Source organism: Macrococcoides goetzii (assembly GCF_002742385.2).
Classification (GTDB): Bacteria; Bacillota; Bacilli; order Staphylococcales; family Staphylococcaceae; genus Macrococcoides; species Macrococcoides goetzii.
Map to the genome: position 1 here is coordinate 97,030 of NZ_MJBI02000005.1, position 16,643 is coordinate 113,672.

The window sequence follows — 16,643 nt, forward strand, 5'->3', positions numbered from 1 at the left end:
TTTACTTTCAGTTTTCAATAATTTTTGTAATCACTTTTTTTTGACCTTTTAAATTAAACACTATTTGATTAGCCTCATGAATTTCTCCATATGTACTAGAAGACCACCCCTTAAAAGGTAATAGACTCCCATAATATGTTTCTAAATGTAGATTATTTTTTGTTTCTACTTTTAGTAATAATTTATTATCTATTATCAAGCTATTGTTATTTTTTTTAATAATGTCTCTTTCAGTCAGCCACTGCAAGTTAAGACTACTAGATTCATCTAAATTCTTAACAATATCTTCAATTATAATTTCATCACTTTTTAAATTGATTTTTCGAACGTGCTGTTTATCAGCATAATTTAACAATGTGACTTCTATAAAATATGAATCTTTAGATTCTCGAATTTTAGGTTTCTTAGATTTTGACCAATAATACCAAACAAATCTATTCCCCTTTGTCATTTGGTGTTTGTTATTTATGACAATAGTATTATGAGAAAATGTTCCATTAAAATAGTTTAAGAGTTCAGCATTTTCATTATATGAATATGTTCCTGCATCACCAAATATACATTTATCTTCATACCATATTTCTGCATGGTTCATATCAGCTTGAACGGGTCTCTCTTTGTAACTCTTAGATTTTATTATTACCTTCCACTTATTTTTAACAAGAACATAAAGTCCTCCCTCTGGAAAACTGTATATACCATTCTTTATTAGCTGATATTTAATTTTTTCAGTATTTTTAGTTGCACCAAATATTTGAGTCATTTCAAAAATTGAATCTTCAAAATCTATTAATTTCTCATATAATAAATAATGGGCACTCTGAATGACAGGTCTATAATCGTTATAAGGTAATTCGGTAAGTGGAAATATGTAAGATCCATCATTCATCCCGTAATTTGGAACTTGTCCATTTTTGTTAATCATTATTAAAAAGAAGTTTATTGATGCGTTTAATTTTTTTGAAAGCCAAAAAGGAATAGGCAGTTCTTTACTTTTTAAAGAAATTAATACCCAGGAAATATCTTGAATTACTAATCTGTGATAATTATGCGAATTTTGGATATAAGAACCATCTTCTCTAATTTGCCATTTAATTTCTTTTTTTAGAATATTCAAGCCTTTTTTCTTGTACTTCTTAAATTCATCAATAAAATCAAATGTGTTTCCTAATACAATTAAAGTTGATGCTTCAGAAATACTATGATTATTTTTAACTGCTTCAACAGAAAAATTGATATGCTTTGAAATATGTCTTGCATAATGAATTAGATGTTTAATCATTAATCTAATTCTTAATTCTGTAGAATGGTTACTCTCAATGAAATAATACAAAGCAAATAACCAAGCATTTGCTCTAAAAGACATCTCTTGACTACAACGATAGTTCGGACCCATTTCTAAAGGGTTGCTTTTTATAAAATCTTCAAATAAAGACCAAAATTTTTCGATATATTTTTCATCATTTGTTTGTTGATAAGATCTTACTAAATCATATGCAAAAGTAAATCTATTCAAATCCCATATCCATTTGATATCCCCGAAGTCACTAGACATATCACTGATTTCAGACCAATGTAAATTCAGGGATGCATGTTTATTAGTTTTCGGAGAGAAATTCCAACCATTAAATTCATATGATTTATCAAAAAAATATCTAAATTTATTATTCAATATATCATCTGTTCGTTTTAATAGGCTTTCCTTTTCTGACTTTTTAATACTTATCTGATGATTCAATTGCTTCAAATTTTTATTAATCGAATTTTTAATGGTATCAATATCATATTTTTCATCTATTACGATTGTATTAATAGGTTTACTCGGATATTGCTTTTTTATATATCCACTTTTCTTTTTTAATTCATACTGGATTCTATATAAAGTCCATCTCAGTCCCATGTTTTTTATAAGATTAGATTTCATTTGCTCCCCTCATTTTCTTATCTAATTCTATTGCAATACGTGCACTTTCAACTAAGTCATCAAAAGGAATTAAAGCTTTTTCACTACTTACACTCTCTAAAAATAGATTGATACAAGCTTCATGTCCTTTATCTTGCTTAGCAGATCTTAATGTTTTAAAATTTTTAAATCCATATCCTTTCAATATTTTAAAGTTATTGTTTTCTAAAATTTTATTTTCACAAGTTACTTTGATAATTTCTTTTGGGTATGATTTATCGCCGTTTGCATTATAATTTATCGTAGCAATAGATCCATCCTCGAATTTTAATAATATAGAAAATGTATCATTTGTTTCATCAATAGTATCCATGCAAACAATTTCATATTTTATTATTTTACTTTCTGCTAAAAACATTGCTAAATCAATAAAATGGCAAGCTTCACCTACTAATCTTCCTCCTCCTATTTTTTCATCCTGTGTCCAATGATCTTTTGGGATTTTTCCTGCATTTATTTCTATTACTATATTTTTTGGAGAAGATAATTTTGATAATAACGTTTTCATCTTTATAGTAATTGGTGAAAAACGTCTATTAAAGCCCACCATTAAATGCTGTCCATTGTATTCTTCTTCAATTTTTTCTAAATCTTCGTTTGATATTGCTAAAGGCTTTTCTACAAATATTGATTTATTAAAATGCAATCCTTTTCTAACTAATGACGCATGACTATCATGTCTTGTAGTTATAAGTAATGTATTAATTTCACTGTCTTCAAAAATTAAATCAATATTTGAGGTAGCTGATTCAAAGCCATGTTTCTCTCCTACAAAAGATGCATTCATTCCTCCAGGACTACCTATAGTTTTCAATCTATATTTTTTATTTATTTTTGGTAATAATGTTTGATTTGTATAATTTCCAGCTCCAATCAAACCAATAGTAGGCTCATTCATAAAATGTTTAATTCTACTATTATTTTCTAAATGACTTATTACGCTTAAATTAGTATTTTCTGCATCATATTTAAATAAAGCTCCAATGACATTACTTTCTTTACTGATATCTGTATAAACTTGACTAGCATCAGTGAAATTTAATTTATGAGTAATTAAGTTGTCAAAGGTCAAACTACCTTTTTCCATTAATTTCAAAATCGCTCGAAAATTTCTGTTCTCTGTCCATCTTACATATCCATATGGATAGTCTATTCCATCACTTTCATATTGCTTATCGTATCTACCTGGACCATATGAAGATGAAACCTGGAAAGTAATCTCTTTCTCATAAAAAGGTGTTCGATCAATATCTAGACCAACAACTCCAACCAAAACTATTTTCCCTCTTTGTCTAACCATATTTGCAGATTGTAAGATAGGTTCATTACTTTTTGTTGAAGCTGTTATCAATACTTTATCTGCACCAAAACCATTTGTTTCATTTTTTACATAGTTGACAATATCAAATCCTTGTCCAACATTTACTGCATTAATTCCATATGATTTTGCTAGTTCTATTTTCTTTTCATCAACATCTGTACCTATCACTGTACAACCATTTGCTACTAGTATTTGAGAAGCAATTAGACCCATCAAACCTAAGCCTATAACGACAATTGTTTCTCCAATTTGAGGCTCTAACAATCTTATACCTTGTAATGGGATAGAAGAAATTACAGTAAAAGCCGCATCTTCAAGTTTAACGTTAGAAGGGATTTTTGCAGCAAGATTTTTATTTACTGCAACAACTTCCGCATGAGAACCATTAGAAATTACAAAGTCTCCTACTCTGAATTCTTTGACATTATCTCCTATTTCAATAACTTCTCCTGCTGAACTATAACCTAACGGGATAGGCTTATCTAACTTTGATTTAACTGCATTATAAGTGGTACTGATACCATCAGTTTTCACTTTATTTATTACTTCTTTAACTTTTTCTGGTTGTTGTTTAGCTTTTTTTATATAATTTGCCTTACCAAAATCTACTAACATTTTCTCAGTTCCGATAGAAATCGCACTATAATGAGTTTTAATTAGAATTTCATTTTTCCCTACTAAAGGTTTTGGAACTTCTTTCAGTTTAATCTCTCCATCACTCAAAGAGTTTAATAATTGTTTCATTTATTTTTTCCTCCAATAAAGTTTTTGAATACTTTAAAACTTGTTTCGAGACTATTCAAATTATTATTAATGCTGTTTATATCTGTTATTTCAAGTCCTTTTGAAACATCTTCAATCTTTTGAGCAATTTGTAACTCGATATCATTTTCGATATCAATATTACTTATATTATATTCAGTTATTAATCTTGAATATGCATCAATGTTAGAAACAATTGGGTGACAACCAGCTTTTACACCTTCTAAAAAACTTAATGAAAGTTGATCACTTTTGGGTATATTAATGAAACAAATAGATTGATTATATAATTTATTCAATTCAGCTTTAGTTTTAATATTCGAATCCATAATAATGCTATCTTTATATTTAGAGTTCTCAATTAAATTTTTTACTTCATCACTATATTTTCCTTTATCACTATAAGCATCTGAAAGATATAAACTAATATTTTCATCTTTATTTTTTTCTTTAAAAATAATAAATCCTTTAATTATCTCTTTAGTATGGTAGAGAGATCCTATTCGACGATTTGAAAACACATATTTTTTTCCTTTTATATTTTCATTAAAAAATTCTTTTGTAGCAGGAATGTTAAAAAGAAAAGTTCTTTTAAGATGTTTTGGAAATAAATTTTCAATCACATTTTTAGATGCAATAGATGTACAAGAAATAGATTGGCTATTACTGAGAATAATATCCATAATAAACTTTCTAGTAATACTATCTTTACACTTAAATAATTCAGATCCATAAATTGTAATGATGAAAGGTGTATTTAAAAATAATGATTTTATACCGTAGATACCTGCACTATGAGTATGAACAATATCTATTTTATTTTCTTTTATAAATTTCCTTATTTTTAATATTTCAGAAATAACATTTCTTTTTTCAACTAAATCACTTTTACTTAAAAATAAATAATAATTGTTGTTATCAAATTCATAAAACTGTTCCCAAGTGGAAATATGTGGTGAGTCGTAGTTACCATATACTAATATTTTCATAGTCTAACCTCTTTTCTTTTTTATATATTCATTCGCTATTAATGAAAGTAAAAACAACGTTAAATACGATATGGTTGTTGATAAAGCTGCACCGTATATCCCCATCTTAGGTATTAATATTATATTTATGACAACGTTTATAATTGCAGTAATCATAAGTAATATGCATGATAAACTAGAATAGTTTTCAATAAGTATAAGTGCATTTGATACTTTATATAAACTCCAAAATAACGCACCTAACGATATTAATAAGTAAAATACATACTCTCCATATTCATTTTCTCCATATAAAAGTTTATAAATTTCTTCAGAAAATAAGCAGCCAAATATTAAAATAAATGTTCCATACATTAACAATAGTAAATATGCTCTATTTTTTTCTTTTCTAATCGAAATTGAGTTCCCATTATTTTTAAAACTATTAATAACTGGTTCAAAATACATCATGTAAGCTGTAGTAAATATAATGATGATTTGAAACGGTATTGTATATCCTTTTAAATATTTCCCCGTAGCTTCTTTCCCTAAAAATAAATCAAGCATATATTGATCAGAAGATGACAAAATCCACATAAATATCGAAGAAAATATTAATGGCCTAAAATATTTTGATAGTTCATATTCTGATATTTTTAGATTTCCTGAATTAAACTTATTATTTTTCAAATCTCTGTAAGCAAGTAAATAAATCAATAATGAGCTTATTGACATTGCCCAAAAAGGGACAAGATGGTTTTCAAATAATATTAGTAAAATTATAGTGAAAGTAAATCTAAATATTAACTCTCCAAAAGAAAATAATATAAACTCTTTTTGAAAATTCCCTGCTTGAAAATAAGATAGGACATTTTTATATAATAAAAATGTAATAAACACTATGACTAAGCATGCAGTATCCAACATAGAAAATGTAGGGTTGATCAAGTTATAAAATGATACTACTAAAATAATTGCTAATATAGAAAACATCAATAATCGTTTTAGTAAGATATCCATTCTATTTTTAAAATTTTGCTCATTATTTTTATATTTTGAATAGAACCTTATGATTGTTGAGTTTACAGAGTAATTAGGAATAATAATGCACAATTGAAATAAAGAGTTTAATAATGCATACATTCCAATTTCATACCCAGACAGATAATTATTCAAAATTGGTAATAATAGAAATCCAAATAAGGAACTTGATATGACATAAATCAAATATATAAATCTATTCATTATTTTGTACCTCTAAACATATTCCTAATGTTGTAAAATACATTTGCGTTAATGGGATATAAGTAATTCCGTCTCCAGTTAAATTGGATATTATAAATAGAAGGGTGATTAAAGAAAATGTTCGTTTATTTTTACATTTTATAAATGTATAGAATATTAAAGTAATAAATGAAGATAAATATAATAAACCACCTTTAACTGTAATATTCAAGAATCCATTATGTGTGCTTTCTAGCCCTAGGTTATTAATCGGTAATTTACTAAATTCAACAAAACCGAAACCGATAAACATATTGATAATATTATTTTGTAATGCTTCTAGTGTATTATTAAATAAATACACTCTATATAACGTTGAATTATCTAATTTACTTTCTCCATTATTAGAAAACGTGTATAGAATTCTATCAATATATCCAGTCTCTACTATAAAGATAATAAATAATAATAAAATTATTGAACTTAGGCCAAGCCACACAACATATTTCCTATTTAAAAGTTTAATACCGTAAAAATAAAAATAAATAATAAATGCAATAATATACGCTGTTCTAACAAGAGAGGTAATGATAAGTATAAATATAAGAATAACCAGAATGATTTCTATTCTTTTACTCACCAAAAAATACTTATTGTTCAATATTATAAATAATGCCAATGCAAAAATTAGCATAGTAAAAAATAGATTTCCTGTATTTATCTCAATATTCAAATATCTCATATAAAATAATCTAGATTGAGAATTTAATTTTATTAATTCTGAGAAATTTTGAATAATAAAAATTAGTAAAAATGTGATAAAGCTATAAAAAATTGTACGAATATATATAACATCATTTAAATTTTTAATACAAATTCCAAACAGTATAAATATCAGTACACTATTAACTTTAAACATTCTTAAAAAATCAGAATTTGAGACTGTTTGATTAATAATCATTGAAATTAAAGATATAAATACGATTGTCAACAAAAAGAAAAGTAAGCTCTTACTCATTTTAATATTTTTACAGTTTAAAAATAGGAAAATCAATACCAATGGAATAGCCAAGTTGCCTAGTTGCATTTTAAATAAAGAAGTTAAATCTTCAGTTAGTATACTTTGAATGATAATAAATATAAGTATTACATTAATTTGTTTCATTTATACACCTAATCATCAATTTATAGTTTATTTTTCACCATAATAATAGTAATAATCCCCGTCATCTTTTTTATCTAAATCATTTAATACAATTCCTAATGTCTTTGATGAACTTTTATCTAATTGATTCTTAGCATCAGCTACTTTTTCACGATGCGTTAATCTTGAATTTACCACTAGTAAAGAACCATCAACCAGGTTTCCTAGTATTTGTGAGTCAGCTACAGCAAGCACAGGTGGCGTATCAAGTAATACTAAGTCATATATTTCACTCAAATTAATAAGCAAATCTTCCATAGCTAAAGAACCCAGCAATTCCGCTGGATTTGGCGGTACCGGTCCTGATGTTAATAAATCTAGTCCAGGTTGTACTTCTGGTTTAATCGTTTCTTCAATCGCAACTTGTCCTGCGATTAAATTTGAAAGGCCTTTTACGTTCATTTGTTCAAATATTTTATGCTGTGTCGGCTTACGTAAATCCGCATCGATGAGTAGTGTCTTATATCCAGCTTGCGCGAAAGATGCAGCTAAATTGGCTGATATCGTTGATTTACCTTCACCTTGTTCTGATGAAGTTACAAGCATCTTTTTAATTTGTACGTCTGCAGAAGTAAACAAGATATTTGTACGTAACGTTCTAATTTGTTCTGAAATAACCGACTTTGGGCGATTAACGATTTCTAATTGATCAATATTGGTTTTTCTTCTTTTCTTCTTAAACATAGCGCACCTACTTCTCTATCGTATAGATCTTACCAAGCGTTGGTAGACCGATATATTTATCAATTTTTTCTTCTGTATTTAAACGTGTATCTAACATTGAACGCAAGAAAGCAATTGCAGTACCAAGAATTAATCCTAATAATCCTGCTACAATAACATTCATCAATGGTTTCGGTTTAATCGGAGCAGTCTCTTCATCAACATCTGCTTTCGAGAAAACTGATAAATTATCAACGCCCATTACACGTTTCACTTCTTTTTGAGCAATATCCGCTAAAGCATTTGCAATTTCAGCAGTCTCTTTTTTATCAGGTCCTGCTACATTAATCTTCATCAGTTGAGATTCTGCTTCACTTGTCACAGATATCATTGGTTGTAATGACTTTTCAGATACATCTAAATTCAATTGATCTACGACTTGCTTTCGAATCACTTTTGAATTAATCATCTGAGAATATGTATTTATTAATTGTAAGTTAGTTTGAACTTCTCCCGGATTGTTATAGACATCGGCATTTTTACCTTTTTGGTTAACGATGACCTGTGATTCCGATTGATATGTTGGTTTAATTAAGAAAAACGATACAATACCTGCGATTAATGCGAATGTAATGGCTAATCCAAGTATTAACTTTAAATTCTTTTTCAGTATTTCAATAATTTCCTTTAAATCAATTACTTCTTCCATATTTCCTCCTAGATTACTCCGATTTATTATTCCTTAATATAATATACGTGTAATTTCATTCAAAGTGAATAGAACAAAATTACAAATTTTCCCCTCTACTCAAATTATTACATTTATGTTACAAAATTTTGTATATATATACAATTTTTATGAATAAATATGTTCCGTCACATAAAATAGTAAGCTATTTATTATGGTATACAATTTATATTATTCTTTATTTCTATTGATTTATTGATAAAAATATTGATATTATTTAACAAAATCTTTATTTAAAAGTCATCCTTTTGATTTATACAAAAACAATACAATGTTACAATTATGTAATTTTTTCGACCTATCTATTATGATTTGATAATTTATAGTTTAATGTTTATTTTTCATTAAGCAAAAAATAAAAGTGATTATGCACCCCTTTCATGCTTAATCACTTTCATCTGATTTCGTTTTATCAATAATCATCGCCACTACCGTTAATGTACCGATGATTAGAGAAGATACAATTGCATTATTTGGACCTACGGAGAATAGGTGCAGCTGTGCTAATAACTGTTCCATACATTATCCGCTCCTTTTCATCGTGTAATGTATAATCTATATTTAATACATTATAACTACTATTATCTGAAAATTCAAACATATAAATGTAACAGTTTGATTACAAAAACTCATAAAAAAAGTAACACACACTCATAGAGTGTGTGCTACTTAAATATATAAACTTAGTTATTGATTCAGACGTCTCCAAACCAATCGATAAGTTTCTTTATTATTTACGACGAGAACCGAATAATGCAGCTCCACCTAATAATGCTAATACTGAAGCAATTGCACCTTTGTTATCTTTTTCACCTGTATCAGGTAATACTGATTTACCAATTTCAGCTGGTTTAACAGTTTCAACTGGTGCTGGTGTAGTTGGTGCAGGCTCAGATGGTTTAGTTTCACTTGGAGGTGTTGTTTCACCTGGAGGTGTTACTTCTCCGCCGCCACCTGGAGGTGTTGTTTCGCCTGGAGGTGTTACTTCTCCGCCGCCACCTGGAGGTGTTGTTTCGCCTGGAGGTGTTACTTCTCCGCCACCACCTGGAGCTGGAGTTCCAACGCCATAGTAACCTTGGTCTACATTATAATTAGAAGCACCTTTTAAGTTAACGATAACGTCAGTTGGTCCATCTGAATCAATTGCTTCTGAAACATCATTATCGATGTTCGCAATAACTGGTGACCAGTCTAATGGATTATGGAAGTTAACAATGTATTGACCGTCTGATAAACCATGGAATGCATAGTTACCATTTGCATCTGTAGTTGTTTCAGCGATAAAGTTACCAGCATAGTCACGAATAGATACACGTAATCCTGCTACTGGGTTTTCACCTTGATCGTATAAGTTGTTACGGTTCGCATCCCACCATACGTGGTCTCCGATTGATAGATTACCTTGTGATGGTGCTGGTTTAACTTCTCCACCATTACCTGGTGCTGGAGCTGGTGTAGCTTCTCCACCCTGTGCTGGCGCAGAACCTTGTCCATTTAAAGGAATGAAACCAGTGTCTAAAGTAGTGATGTTAGCACCATTAATATCAACTAATACGTCAATTGGTCCGTCTGAATCTACATCTTCAGAACCGATGTTTGCTACATCATTTGCATATCCTGCAGGTACTTCAAAGTTAACAACATAAGTACCATTTTTTAATCCTGAGAATGAATAGTTACCATTTGCATCTGTTGTAGTTGTTGCAACATGGTTACCTGCATAATCACGGATCGTAACTGTTAATCCAGCAAGACCTGTGTCTCCTGCATCTTGAACGTAGTTACCATTGTTATCTGAGTAAACACGGTCTCCTAAAGAATATGTTGCTTCTGCAGCGTCAGCTTGTTGACCAGCGCCTAGGAACAATAATGAACCTACTACTACTGAAGCTGTTCCTACTGTGAACTTTCTAATGCCATACTTATTCATAAAAATCCTCCTCTTATCTCTCTTTATTGCAATTTGACAAATCGCCATAATTCTCAGATTATGACTTATTATTATTTTAATACTATTATTTTACAATGCCACACTTACTTGCATATTCCATATAAATGAGTTATCAACAATCACGTATAAAAATACATTATATTTGTATAAATTGTTTATATATTGCATGATACATTTATGTAGATACATTTAAATATATTTTTATTTCAGTATTTATATACTAAAACACTTTATTCATAAAAGATACATTATACAAAATAATGAATATTGTTATCCACAATTAGCACTTCATCTTAAATGTGACAATTTTGTGACAAATAGTTTATAGTAGTGTTTTATACTTGCATTTATTACTATGTTAAAAATATTAACGCATTCTTTAATTTATATATCAATATTTTATATTAATATTTTAATACAATTCTTTTCGTACAATTCTTATTTTAGAATAACGCTACCATAATCTATAAAGCCATATTGATTGATATCAATATGTTGAATTGCAGAAGTATAGATAAATACTTTTTCATTGATTAATACATTAGAATAATAATAATTATCCTCTAAATTTTTCAAATGACTTATCGCTTCTGTTTCTAAAGCTTCAAAATTATCAAATCGAAACTTTTTATTAAATAATTGAAATGGTTCTTTATCGAGATACCATTCTTTGAACTTGGCATGCAATAATAAATTATTCAACATAAATGGTTGCTCCTGATGAATTGCTTCAGTCATCCACACGATGTCAACATCATGCTCACTCAGATGATGCTTTATGTAGTCTTCATGTTTTATAACGATTAATTCAATACATTTTCGTTCTTTGTTTATCTCATTCACAATATCCTTGAATACCTTTACATTGAATTCATCGATTAGTAATCGAACTGGTCGATGAATATTATCCATACTTAGTTTTTTATCTGGAATTTCTCCATTCCATTTAAAGTATTTATCATTATGAAGGAAATATTCGTATAAATAACTCTGTAATGTTTGTATCGTCTGTTTTCTTTCATCAAAATTTAACGTTGTATTTGGATTCATCAATAAAATACGATGTCCAAGATAAAATCGCTGCGTCTTGTTTGTATCATATTTATCAGATGAAATATATTCAGAGAAACGCTTTTTATTTTCTACGAAATATAATTGCTCAATTTGTACGAGACGTTTATAATACGGATTCGCCTGAAGAATAAGTTCCTTCGGTTTTCTAGACTTAAGATAGTACGGACCAGTGCCATACACTTCATTATCTTCTTCAAAATATATAGAACTATACGGTTCACTCAGTAAATATTTAATATGCTCATTCTTTTCTTGTAACGTAATCGATATTTGAAAGTCATCTATTAAATCCACGCTAATGACATCACTGAAAAACTTTTTATATTTTGAATAAAAGATTAATTTATTTAATGCTAAGCATACTATTGATGCTGTAAGTCGTTTACGATCAGGAAAGAAATCATCTTGATGCAGATAAATATGCAGTGTATTACCAACCCATTCATCATACTTTGCTAAATCGTATTGAATATTATATTCCTGATCAATGGTATAAAGCGTACGCATTATTTGAGAAATCACTTGAAAACTGACCATGCTTTGAGCTGTTAACGGATGGATATCATGAGGAATATTGTATACAAAATCAATAATTGAATTTTGATTATTACCGTTTGTTGCAAAATTATTTTTCAGCTGTTTAACTATCACTTCTCTTGATTCTTCGTCCCATGGTAAATCAAGATATGATTTTACTTCCTGAATCGTCATATCTTTATGTGTTTTTAAAGCATGATAAAAAAGCTCTTTCTCCACGTCGACATTAAATGTGATATCCATTTTACCACCACGACCAATTGCTGGTGAATAATTGATATAACCTTCATCTTGCCATTGGCTTAACAATCTAGACAATTGACGTTTTGATAGCTGTAAATAATCTGCTAAACTTTCACTCGGTTCTGATAATGATAAATATTTTTCAACATATAACAGTCTTTTGTCCATTTAAATCAAGCTACTTTCCCAATATATTTCTTTTTTTTACTATATATTTATTTGTATAGTAATATCGTAACTTTTAAGTGGACATAAAAAAAGCGACATTTTTTTTAAAAATGTCACCTATTATTTGATATTTTATTCCCTCACTATGATTTCCCCATATAATATAACGCCATCGTTATTAAATACAACATTCTTATGGCCTTTCAATACGATAATATTACGCAACTGTTTTACATTCTCTGCATACCACGCTTCATCTATAAGAAATGATTGAAATTGCTGTTCTACTTGTGCCCATTCTTCAATAGGCTTATGTGTTATTTGACGATTGAATGCTTTACTTTCATCAAAGTAATTGAACCATGTTTTTATATTTGTATTATTAAGCAAAGAATAATAATAGACTTCAGGGATATACGAATGACCAATTAAAGTAAAATCAATTGGTAATGCTTCAGTATTATCTCTCAACGTATCTTTATAAGATATATGATATTTATTCATATTAAAACCAACTGATTTTAAATAATTAAATAAAGGCACCAGTACATGAGAAGTTAGATCAATCATTCCCATAACAATCGGTTTTTGTGTGATTGGCATACTTTCGATATGCTCATCAATAGCGCCCTGGTGGAACCTCTGTATATAGTAAAGCAACTGTTTACGTTCAACGTAATCAAGATCTGTAAAGTAAGGATTGAATATTGTGAATCGTATCATCTTAATATCATGGAGCAATAATTCATGATATTTATCTTCAATAAATTGCTTATAGTTACTGTAACTATTTACTAGATATACTTTTTGCACTTCCGGTAAATTATGATGCGTTGTATGACGTGCCTGCAATACAATATAATCTTTCGTAACACGATCCACACTGTATACATTGGTACCAATGTAGTCCGCACCTTCTTTTAAATAAATACTTGCGTAAGGACTCGACAAATCAAATTTCAATTTATCAATATGTCCGTCAAAAGTTATCTTAAGCACAAATAAATCAATAACCTCTACCTTTTCAATATAACTTAATAAATTGTTATACCATTTATCATTTACCAGTCGATCTAGACAATGCTTGATATCTTGGGCAAGTAACTGCTTACCATTCGAAAACGTTATATCCTGGAACATAAATATCGTTAAACTATCGTCTTCAATCGTTTCATGCTGAATAAGATGACTTTTGAATTCCAGGCTTCCATCTACTTCATATAATCTATCCATCGTATTATAAACGAGCGCATCTAAAGCTGTATCCATCGGTTGTAATGGATTTAAATCATCTGGAAATCTATAGATATAATCTACAGTAATCGCTTTACCAATCATTTCTACAGGAATAATGTCCTCATCAATTTTGACTGCATTATTAAATAAGCCTTTGATCAAATTTTTTGAAGACTCATTCAAAGGCAAATTTAAGATATTTGTAATTTCCTCAATAGAATATGTATCTAAATGTGCAGGCACACTCATAATAAATTGTTGTTCCACATCAACATTAAATTTAAATGTCGATAAATTGCCACGGCCTACACCAACACTGTACTCAATTAAATCATCCTCTTGCCATTGCTTAATTAAGCGTGTCAATTGGCGTGGCGTGATTTCTAGTTCTTCTGCTACTTCGTCACGAGAATATTCATTATTTTGAAGGTATTTGTAGAGAATAAGGAGTTTTTCATCGTGTGCTTTCATGCCAATCCTCTTTTATAAGTAAATTTGAAGTAATTCGAAAATACTAATAATTTAAAATATATCAATATTATTATTTTATATGAAGGAATAAAAGTATTCAATATTACTTAACAATATAAATCGACAATCTTGTACAATTAAAATAAAAAGTAAATTTTAATTTAAACCATAAAAATAACTGAAGGCAACACCTTCGATAGATGTTGCCTTCAGCATGAAATATAAATTTTGAAGTTTAAAATATTACTTAGACTTTTTATCTTCGTTCTTTTCGTTCTCTTTTTTAGTTTGATCAGTGACGTGACCTTGAATAACACGTTTAGTCTCATCTTTCACTGTTCCTGAAATTGAACCAGTTTTCTTTTCAGCCATTACAATCAGCCTCCTTTACTTCTTTCTTACATTATAACATTACTTTTAGTTATATACCCGAAATATCTATTTTTACACACTGAGTAAAGAAAGAAGAAGGCTCAAAGTGAGCCTGCTTACTTTAATTAGATGTATTCATATCATTACGACGCTTACGTGAAGTAATTAGTGCAAATCCACCTAATGCTGCAAGTAATGCAATACCTGCATTATCAGAATCAGCTTCACCAGTGTCAGGTAATGTAACTGCTTGATTTTGTTGCTGAGTTTTTTCTGGTGTTGTCACATTTCCAGCTGAATTCACTTCAGGCTTACTTGGTTTCACTTCCGGCGCTGGCGGTGGCGTTACTTCAGGTGTGCCTGGTTTCACTTCCGACGCTGGCGGCGTTACTTCAGGTGTGCCTGGTTTCACTTCCGGCGCTGGTGGTGTTACTTCAGGTGTACCTGGTTTCACTTCCGGCGCTGGTTTTACTTCTGAACTACCTCCACCAGATTGGAACCAGTATCCTTGGTCTACTGTCATATTATCTTGATCCTGGATATGTGCAATAACATCAATTGGACCATCTGAATCTAATGTATCATCATTTGGATTAATGTTAGCAATTACTGGTGACCAGCCAAGTGGCGCATTGAAATTAACAATGTAAGTACCATTTTTCAGACCAGTAAATATATAATGACCATTTGCATCTGTCTTTGTAGTAGCAATTGTATTACCAGCGTAATCACGTAAAGTTACTACAACTCCCTCAATACCTTTTTCATCACTATCCTGCATACTATTATGGTTGTTATCTAACCAAACATAATCACCTAAGTTATATAGTTTATCACTATTAGGCTCAGCAGGTTTCACAGGCGGTTGCTGATCTTCTGGTACAGGCGGAGTTACTACCGGTGGTTGTCCTCCATCTGTTGCCGGTGGTGTTACCACTGGTGGTTGTCCTCCATCTGTTGGCGGTACAGATTTTATATAGCCTTGATCAATATCCATGTTGTTGCCATCTTTAATCGTCGCGATCACATCCGTTGGACCATCTGAATCTAAACTTTCTGTACCTACGTTCGACACAACCGGTGACCAGCCTGTCGGTGTAATGAAGTTTACGATATATGTGCCGTTCTTCAAACCATCAAACTGATAGTGACCATTCGCATCTGTCGTTGTTTCAGCGATGAACTGACCATCGTATCCTTTTAATATCACTTTAATACCACTTAAAGGTTTGTCGCTGCTATCCTGTACATTTGGTACTGATCCTTCATCTGACCATACGTAGTCGCCTAAACTATATAATTTTTCAGGTTCTGGCGTTACTACCGGCGGTTCTGGCGTTACTACCGGCGGTTGTCCACTATCTGTCGGAGGGACCATCTTAATATAGCCTTGATCAATATCCATGTTGTTGCCATCTTTAATCGTCGCGATCACATCTGTTGGACCATCTGAATCTGAACTTTCTGTACCTACGTTCGACACAACTGGTGACCAGCCTGTCGGTGTAATGAAGTTTACGATATATGTGCCGTTCTTCAAACCATCAAACTGATAGTGACCATTCGCATCTGTCGTTGTTTCAGCGATGAACTGACCATCGTATCCTTTTAATATCACTTTAATACCACTTAAAGGTTTGTCGCTGCTATCCTGTACATTTGGTACTGATCCTTCATCTGACCATACGTAGTCGCCTAAACTATATAATTTTTCAGGTTCTGGCGTTACTACCGGCGG

General features: G+C 30.1%; 13 protein-coding genes. All 13 read right to left on the minus strand.

Annotated features, from left to right (window positions below; genetic code table 11):
- Window positions 1-7: 7 nt before the first annotated feature.
- Window positions 8-1,924, minus strand: a complete 1,917-nt coding sequence (locus tag BFS35_RS10735; protein WP_099581556.1) for a heparinase II/III family protein — start codon at window positions 1,922-1,924, stop codon at window positions 8-10.
- The gene (locus tag BFS35_RS10740) at window positions 1,914-4,028 is read right to left on the minus strand and encodes a bi-domain-containing oxidoreductase (RefSeq protein ID WP_099581558.1); all 2,115 of its coding nucleotides are present in this window, start codon (window positions 4,026-4,028) and stop codon (window positions 1,914-1,916) included. The genes BFS35_RS10735 and BFS35_RS10740 overlap by 11 nt, the downstream gene beginning before the upstream one ends.
- The gene (locus tag BFS35_RS10745) at window positions 4,025-5,035 is read right to left on the minus strand and encodes a glycosyltransferase (RefSeq protein WP_099581560.1); all 1,011 of its coding nucleotides are present in this window, start codon (window positions 5,033-5,035) and stop codon (window positions 4,025-4,027) included. Before BFS35_RS10745 ends, BFS35_RS10740 begins: the two co-directional genes overlap by 4 nt.
- A gap of 3 nt (window positions 5,036-5,038) precedes the next feature.
- Entirely contained in the window at window positions 5,039-6,259 is a 1,221-nt protein-coding gene (locus tag BFS35_RS10750; RefSeq protein ID WP_099581562.1) for an oligosaccharide flippase family protein, read from the minus strand.
- A complete protein-coding gene (locus BFS35_RS10755) occupies window positions 6,252-7,403 on the minus strand; it encodes an O-antigen ligase family protein (protein ID WP_099581564.1) in 1,152 nt (383 codons plus the stop codon). The genes BFS35_RS10750 and BFS35_RS10755 overlap by 8 nt, the downstream gene beginning before the upstream one ends.
- A gap of 27 nt (window positions 7,404-7,430) precedes the next feature.
- The gene (locus tag BFS35_RS10760) at window positions 7,431-8,126 is read right to left on the minus strand and encodes a CpsD/CapB family tyrosine-protein kinase (protein WP_099581566.1); all 696 of its coding nucleotides are present in this window, start codon (window positions 8,124-8,126) and stop codon (window positions 7,431-7,433) included.
- 7 nt (window positions 8,127-8,133) lie between these two features.
- Window positions 8,134-8,814 (minus strand): YveK family protein, encoded by a 681-nt coding sequence (locus BFS35_RS10765; RefSeq protein WP_099581568.1) that lies wholly within the window; start codon window positions 8,812-8,814, stop codon window positions 8,134-8,136.
- A gap of 423 nt (window positions 8,815-9,237) precedes the next feature.
- Window positions 9,238-9,372, minus strand: coding sequence for a hypothetical protein (locus BFS35_RS14145; protein ID WP_269152385.1), 135 nt, complete (start codon window positions 9,370-9,372; stop codon window positions 9,238-9,240).
- Between the two features lie 211 nt (window positions 9,373-9,583).
- The gene (locus BFS35_RS10770) at window positions 9,584-10,783 is read right to left on the minus strand and encodes an SdrD B-like domain-containing protein (protein WP_158554308.1); all 1,200 of its coding nucleotides are present in this window, start codon (window positions 10,781-10,783) and stop codon (window positions 9,584-9,586) included.
- A gap of 459 nt (window positions 10,784-11,242) precedes the next feature.
- Window positions 11,243-12,826 carry an ABC transporter substrate-binding protein gene (locus tag BFS35_RS10775; protein ID WP_099581572.1) on the minus strand — a complete coding sequence of 528 codons (1,584 nt, stop codon included), beginning with the start codon at window positions 12,824-12,826 and terminating at the stop codon, window positions 11,243-11,245.
- Window positions 12,827-12,958: 132 nt separating this feature from the next.
- The gene (locus BFS35_RS10780; protein WP_099581574.1) at window positions 12,959-14,533 is read right to left on the minus strand and encodes an SgrR family transcriptional regulator; all 1,575 of its coding nucleotides are present in this window, start codon (window positions 14,531-14,533) and stop codon (window positions 12,959-12,961) included.
- 243 nt (window positions 14,534-14,776) lie between these two features.
- The gene (locus BFS35_RS14150) at window positions 14,777-14,905 is read right to left on the minus strand and encodes a hypothetical protein (RefSeq protein WP_275068227.1); all 129 of its coding nucleotides are present in this window, start codon (window positions 14,903-14,905) and stop codon (window positions 14,777-14,779) included.
- 121 nt (window positions 14,906-15,026) lie between these two features.
- The coding region (locus tag BFS35_RS10785) for an SdrD B-like domain-containing protein (protein WP_117946029.1) at window positions 15,027-16,643 on the minus strand (1,617 nt) is incomplete at its 5' end.

Bases quoted from the DNA above. Each gene is read 5' to 3' on its own strand.
- BFS35_RS10760 (WP_099581566.1), bottom strand. From the start codon at position 8,126: ATGTTTAAGAAGAAAAGAAGAAAAACCAATATTGATCAATTAGAAATC.
- BFS35_RS10770 (WP_158554308.1), bottom strand. From the start codon at position 10,783: ATGAATAAGTATGGCATTAGAAAGTTCACAGTAGGAACAGCTTCAGTA.
- BFS35_RS10740 (WP_099581558.1), bottom strand. From the start codon at position 4,028: ATGAAACAATTATTAAACTCTTTGAGTGATGGAGAGATTAAACTGAAA.
- BFS35_RS14145 (WP_269152385.1), bottom strand. From the start codon at position 9,372: ATGGAACAGTTATTAGCACAGCTGCACCTATTCTCCGTAGGTCCAAAT.
- BFS35_RS10750 (WP_099581562.1), bottom strand. From the start codon at position 6,259: ATGAATAGATTTATATATTTGATTTATGTCATATCAAGTTCCTTATTT.
- BFS35_RS10735 (WP_099581556.1), bottom strand. From the start codon at position 1,924: ATGAAATCTAATCTTATAAAAAACATGGGACTGAGATGGACTTTATAT.
- BFS35_RS10775 (WP_099581572.1), bottom strand. From the start codon at position 12,826: ATGGACAAAAGACTGTTATATGTTGAAAAATATTTATCATTATCAGAA.
- BFS35_RS10780 (WP_099581574.1), bottom strand. From the start codon at position 14,533: ATGAAAGCACACGATGAAAAACTCCTTATTCTCTACAAATACCTTCAA.
- BFS35_RS14150 (WP_275068227.1), bottom strand. From the start codon at position 14,905: ATGGCTGAAAAGAAAACTGGTTCAATTTCAGGAACAGTGAAAGATGAG.
- BFS35_RS10755 (WP_099581564.1), bottom strand. From the start codon at position 7,403: ATGAAACAAATTAATGTAATACTTATATTTATTATCATTCAAAGTATA.
- BFS35_RS10765 (WP_099581568.1), bottom strand. From the start codon at position 8,814: ATGGAAGAAGTAATTGATTTAAAGGAAATTATTGAAATACTGAAAAAG.
- BFS35_RS10745 (WP_099581560.1), bottom strand. From the start codon at position 5,035: ATGAAAATATTAGTATATGGTAACTACGACTCACCACATATTTCCACT.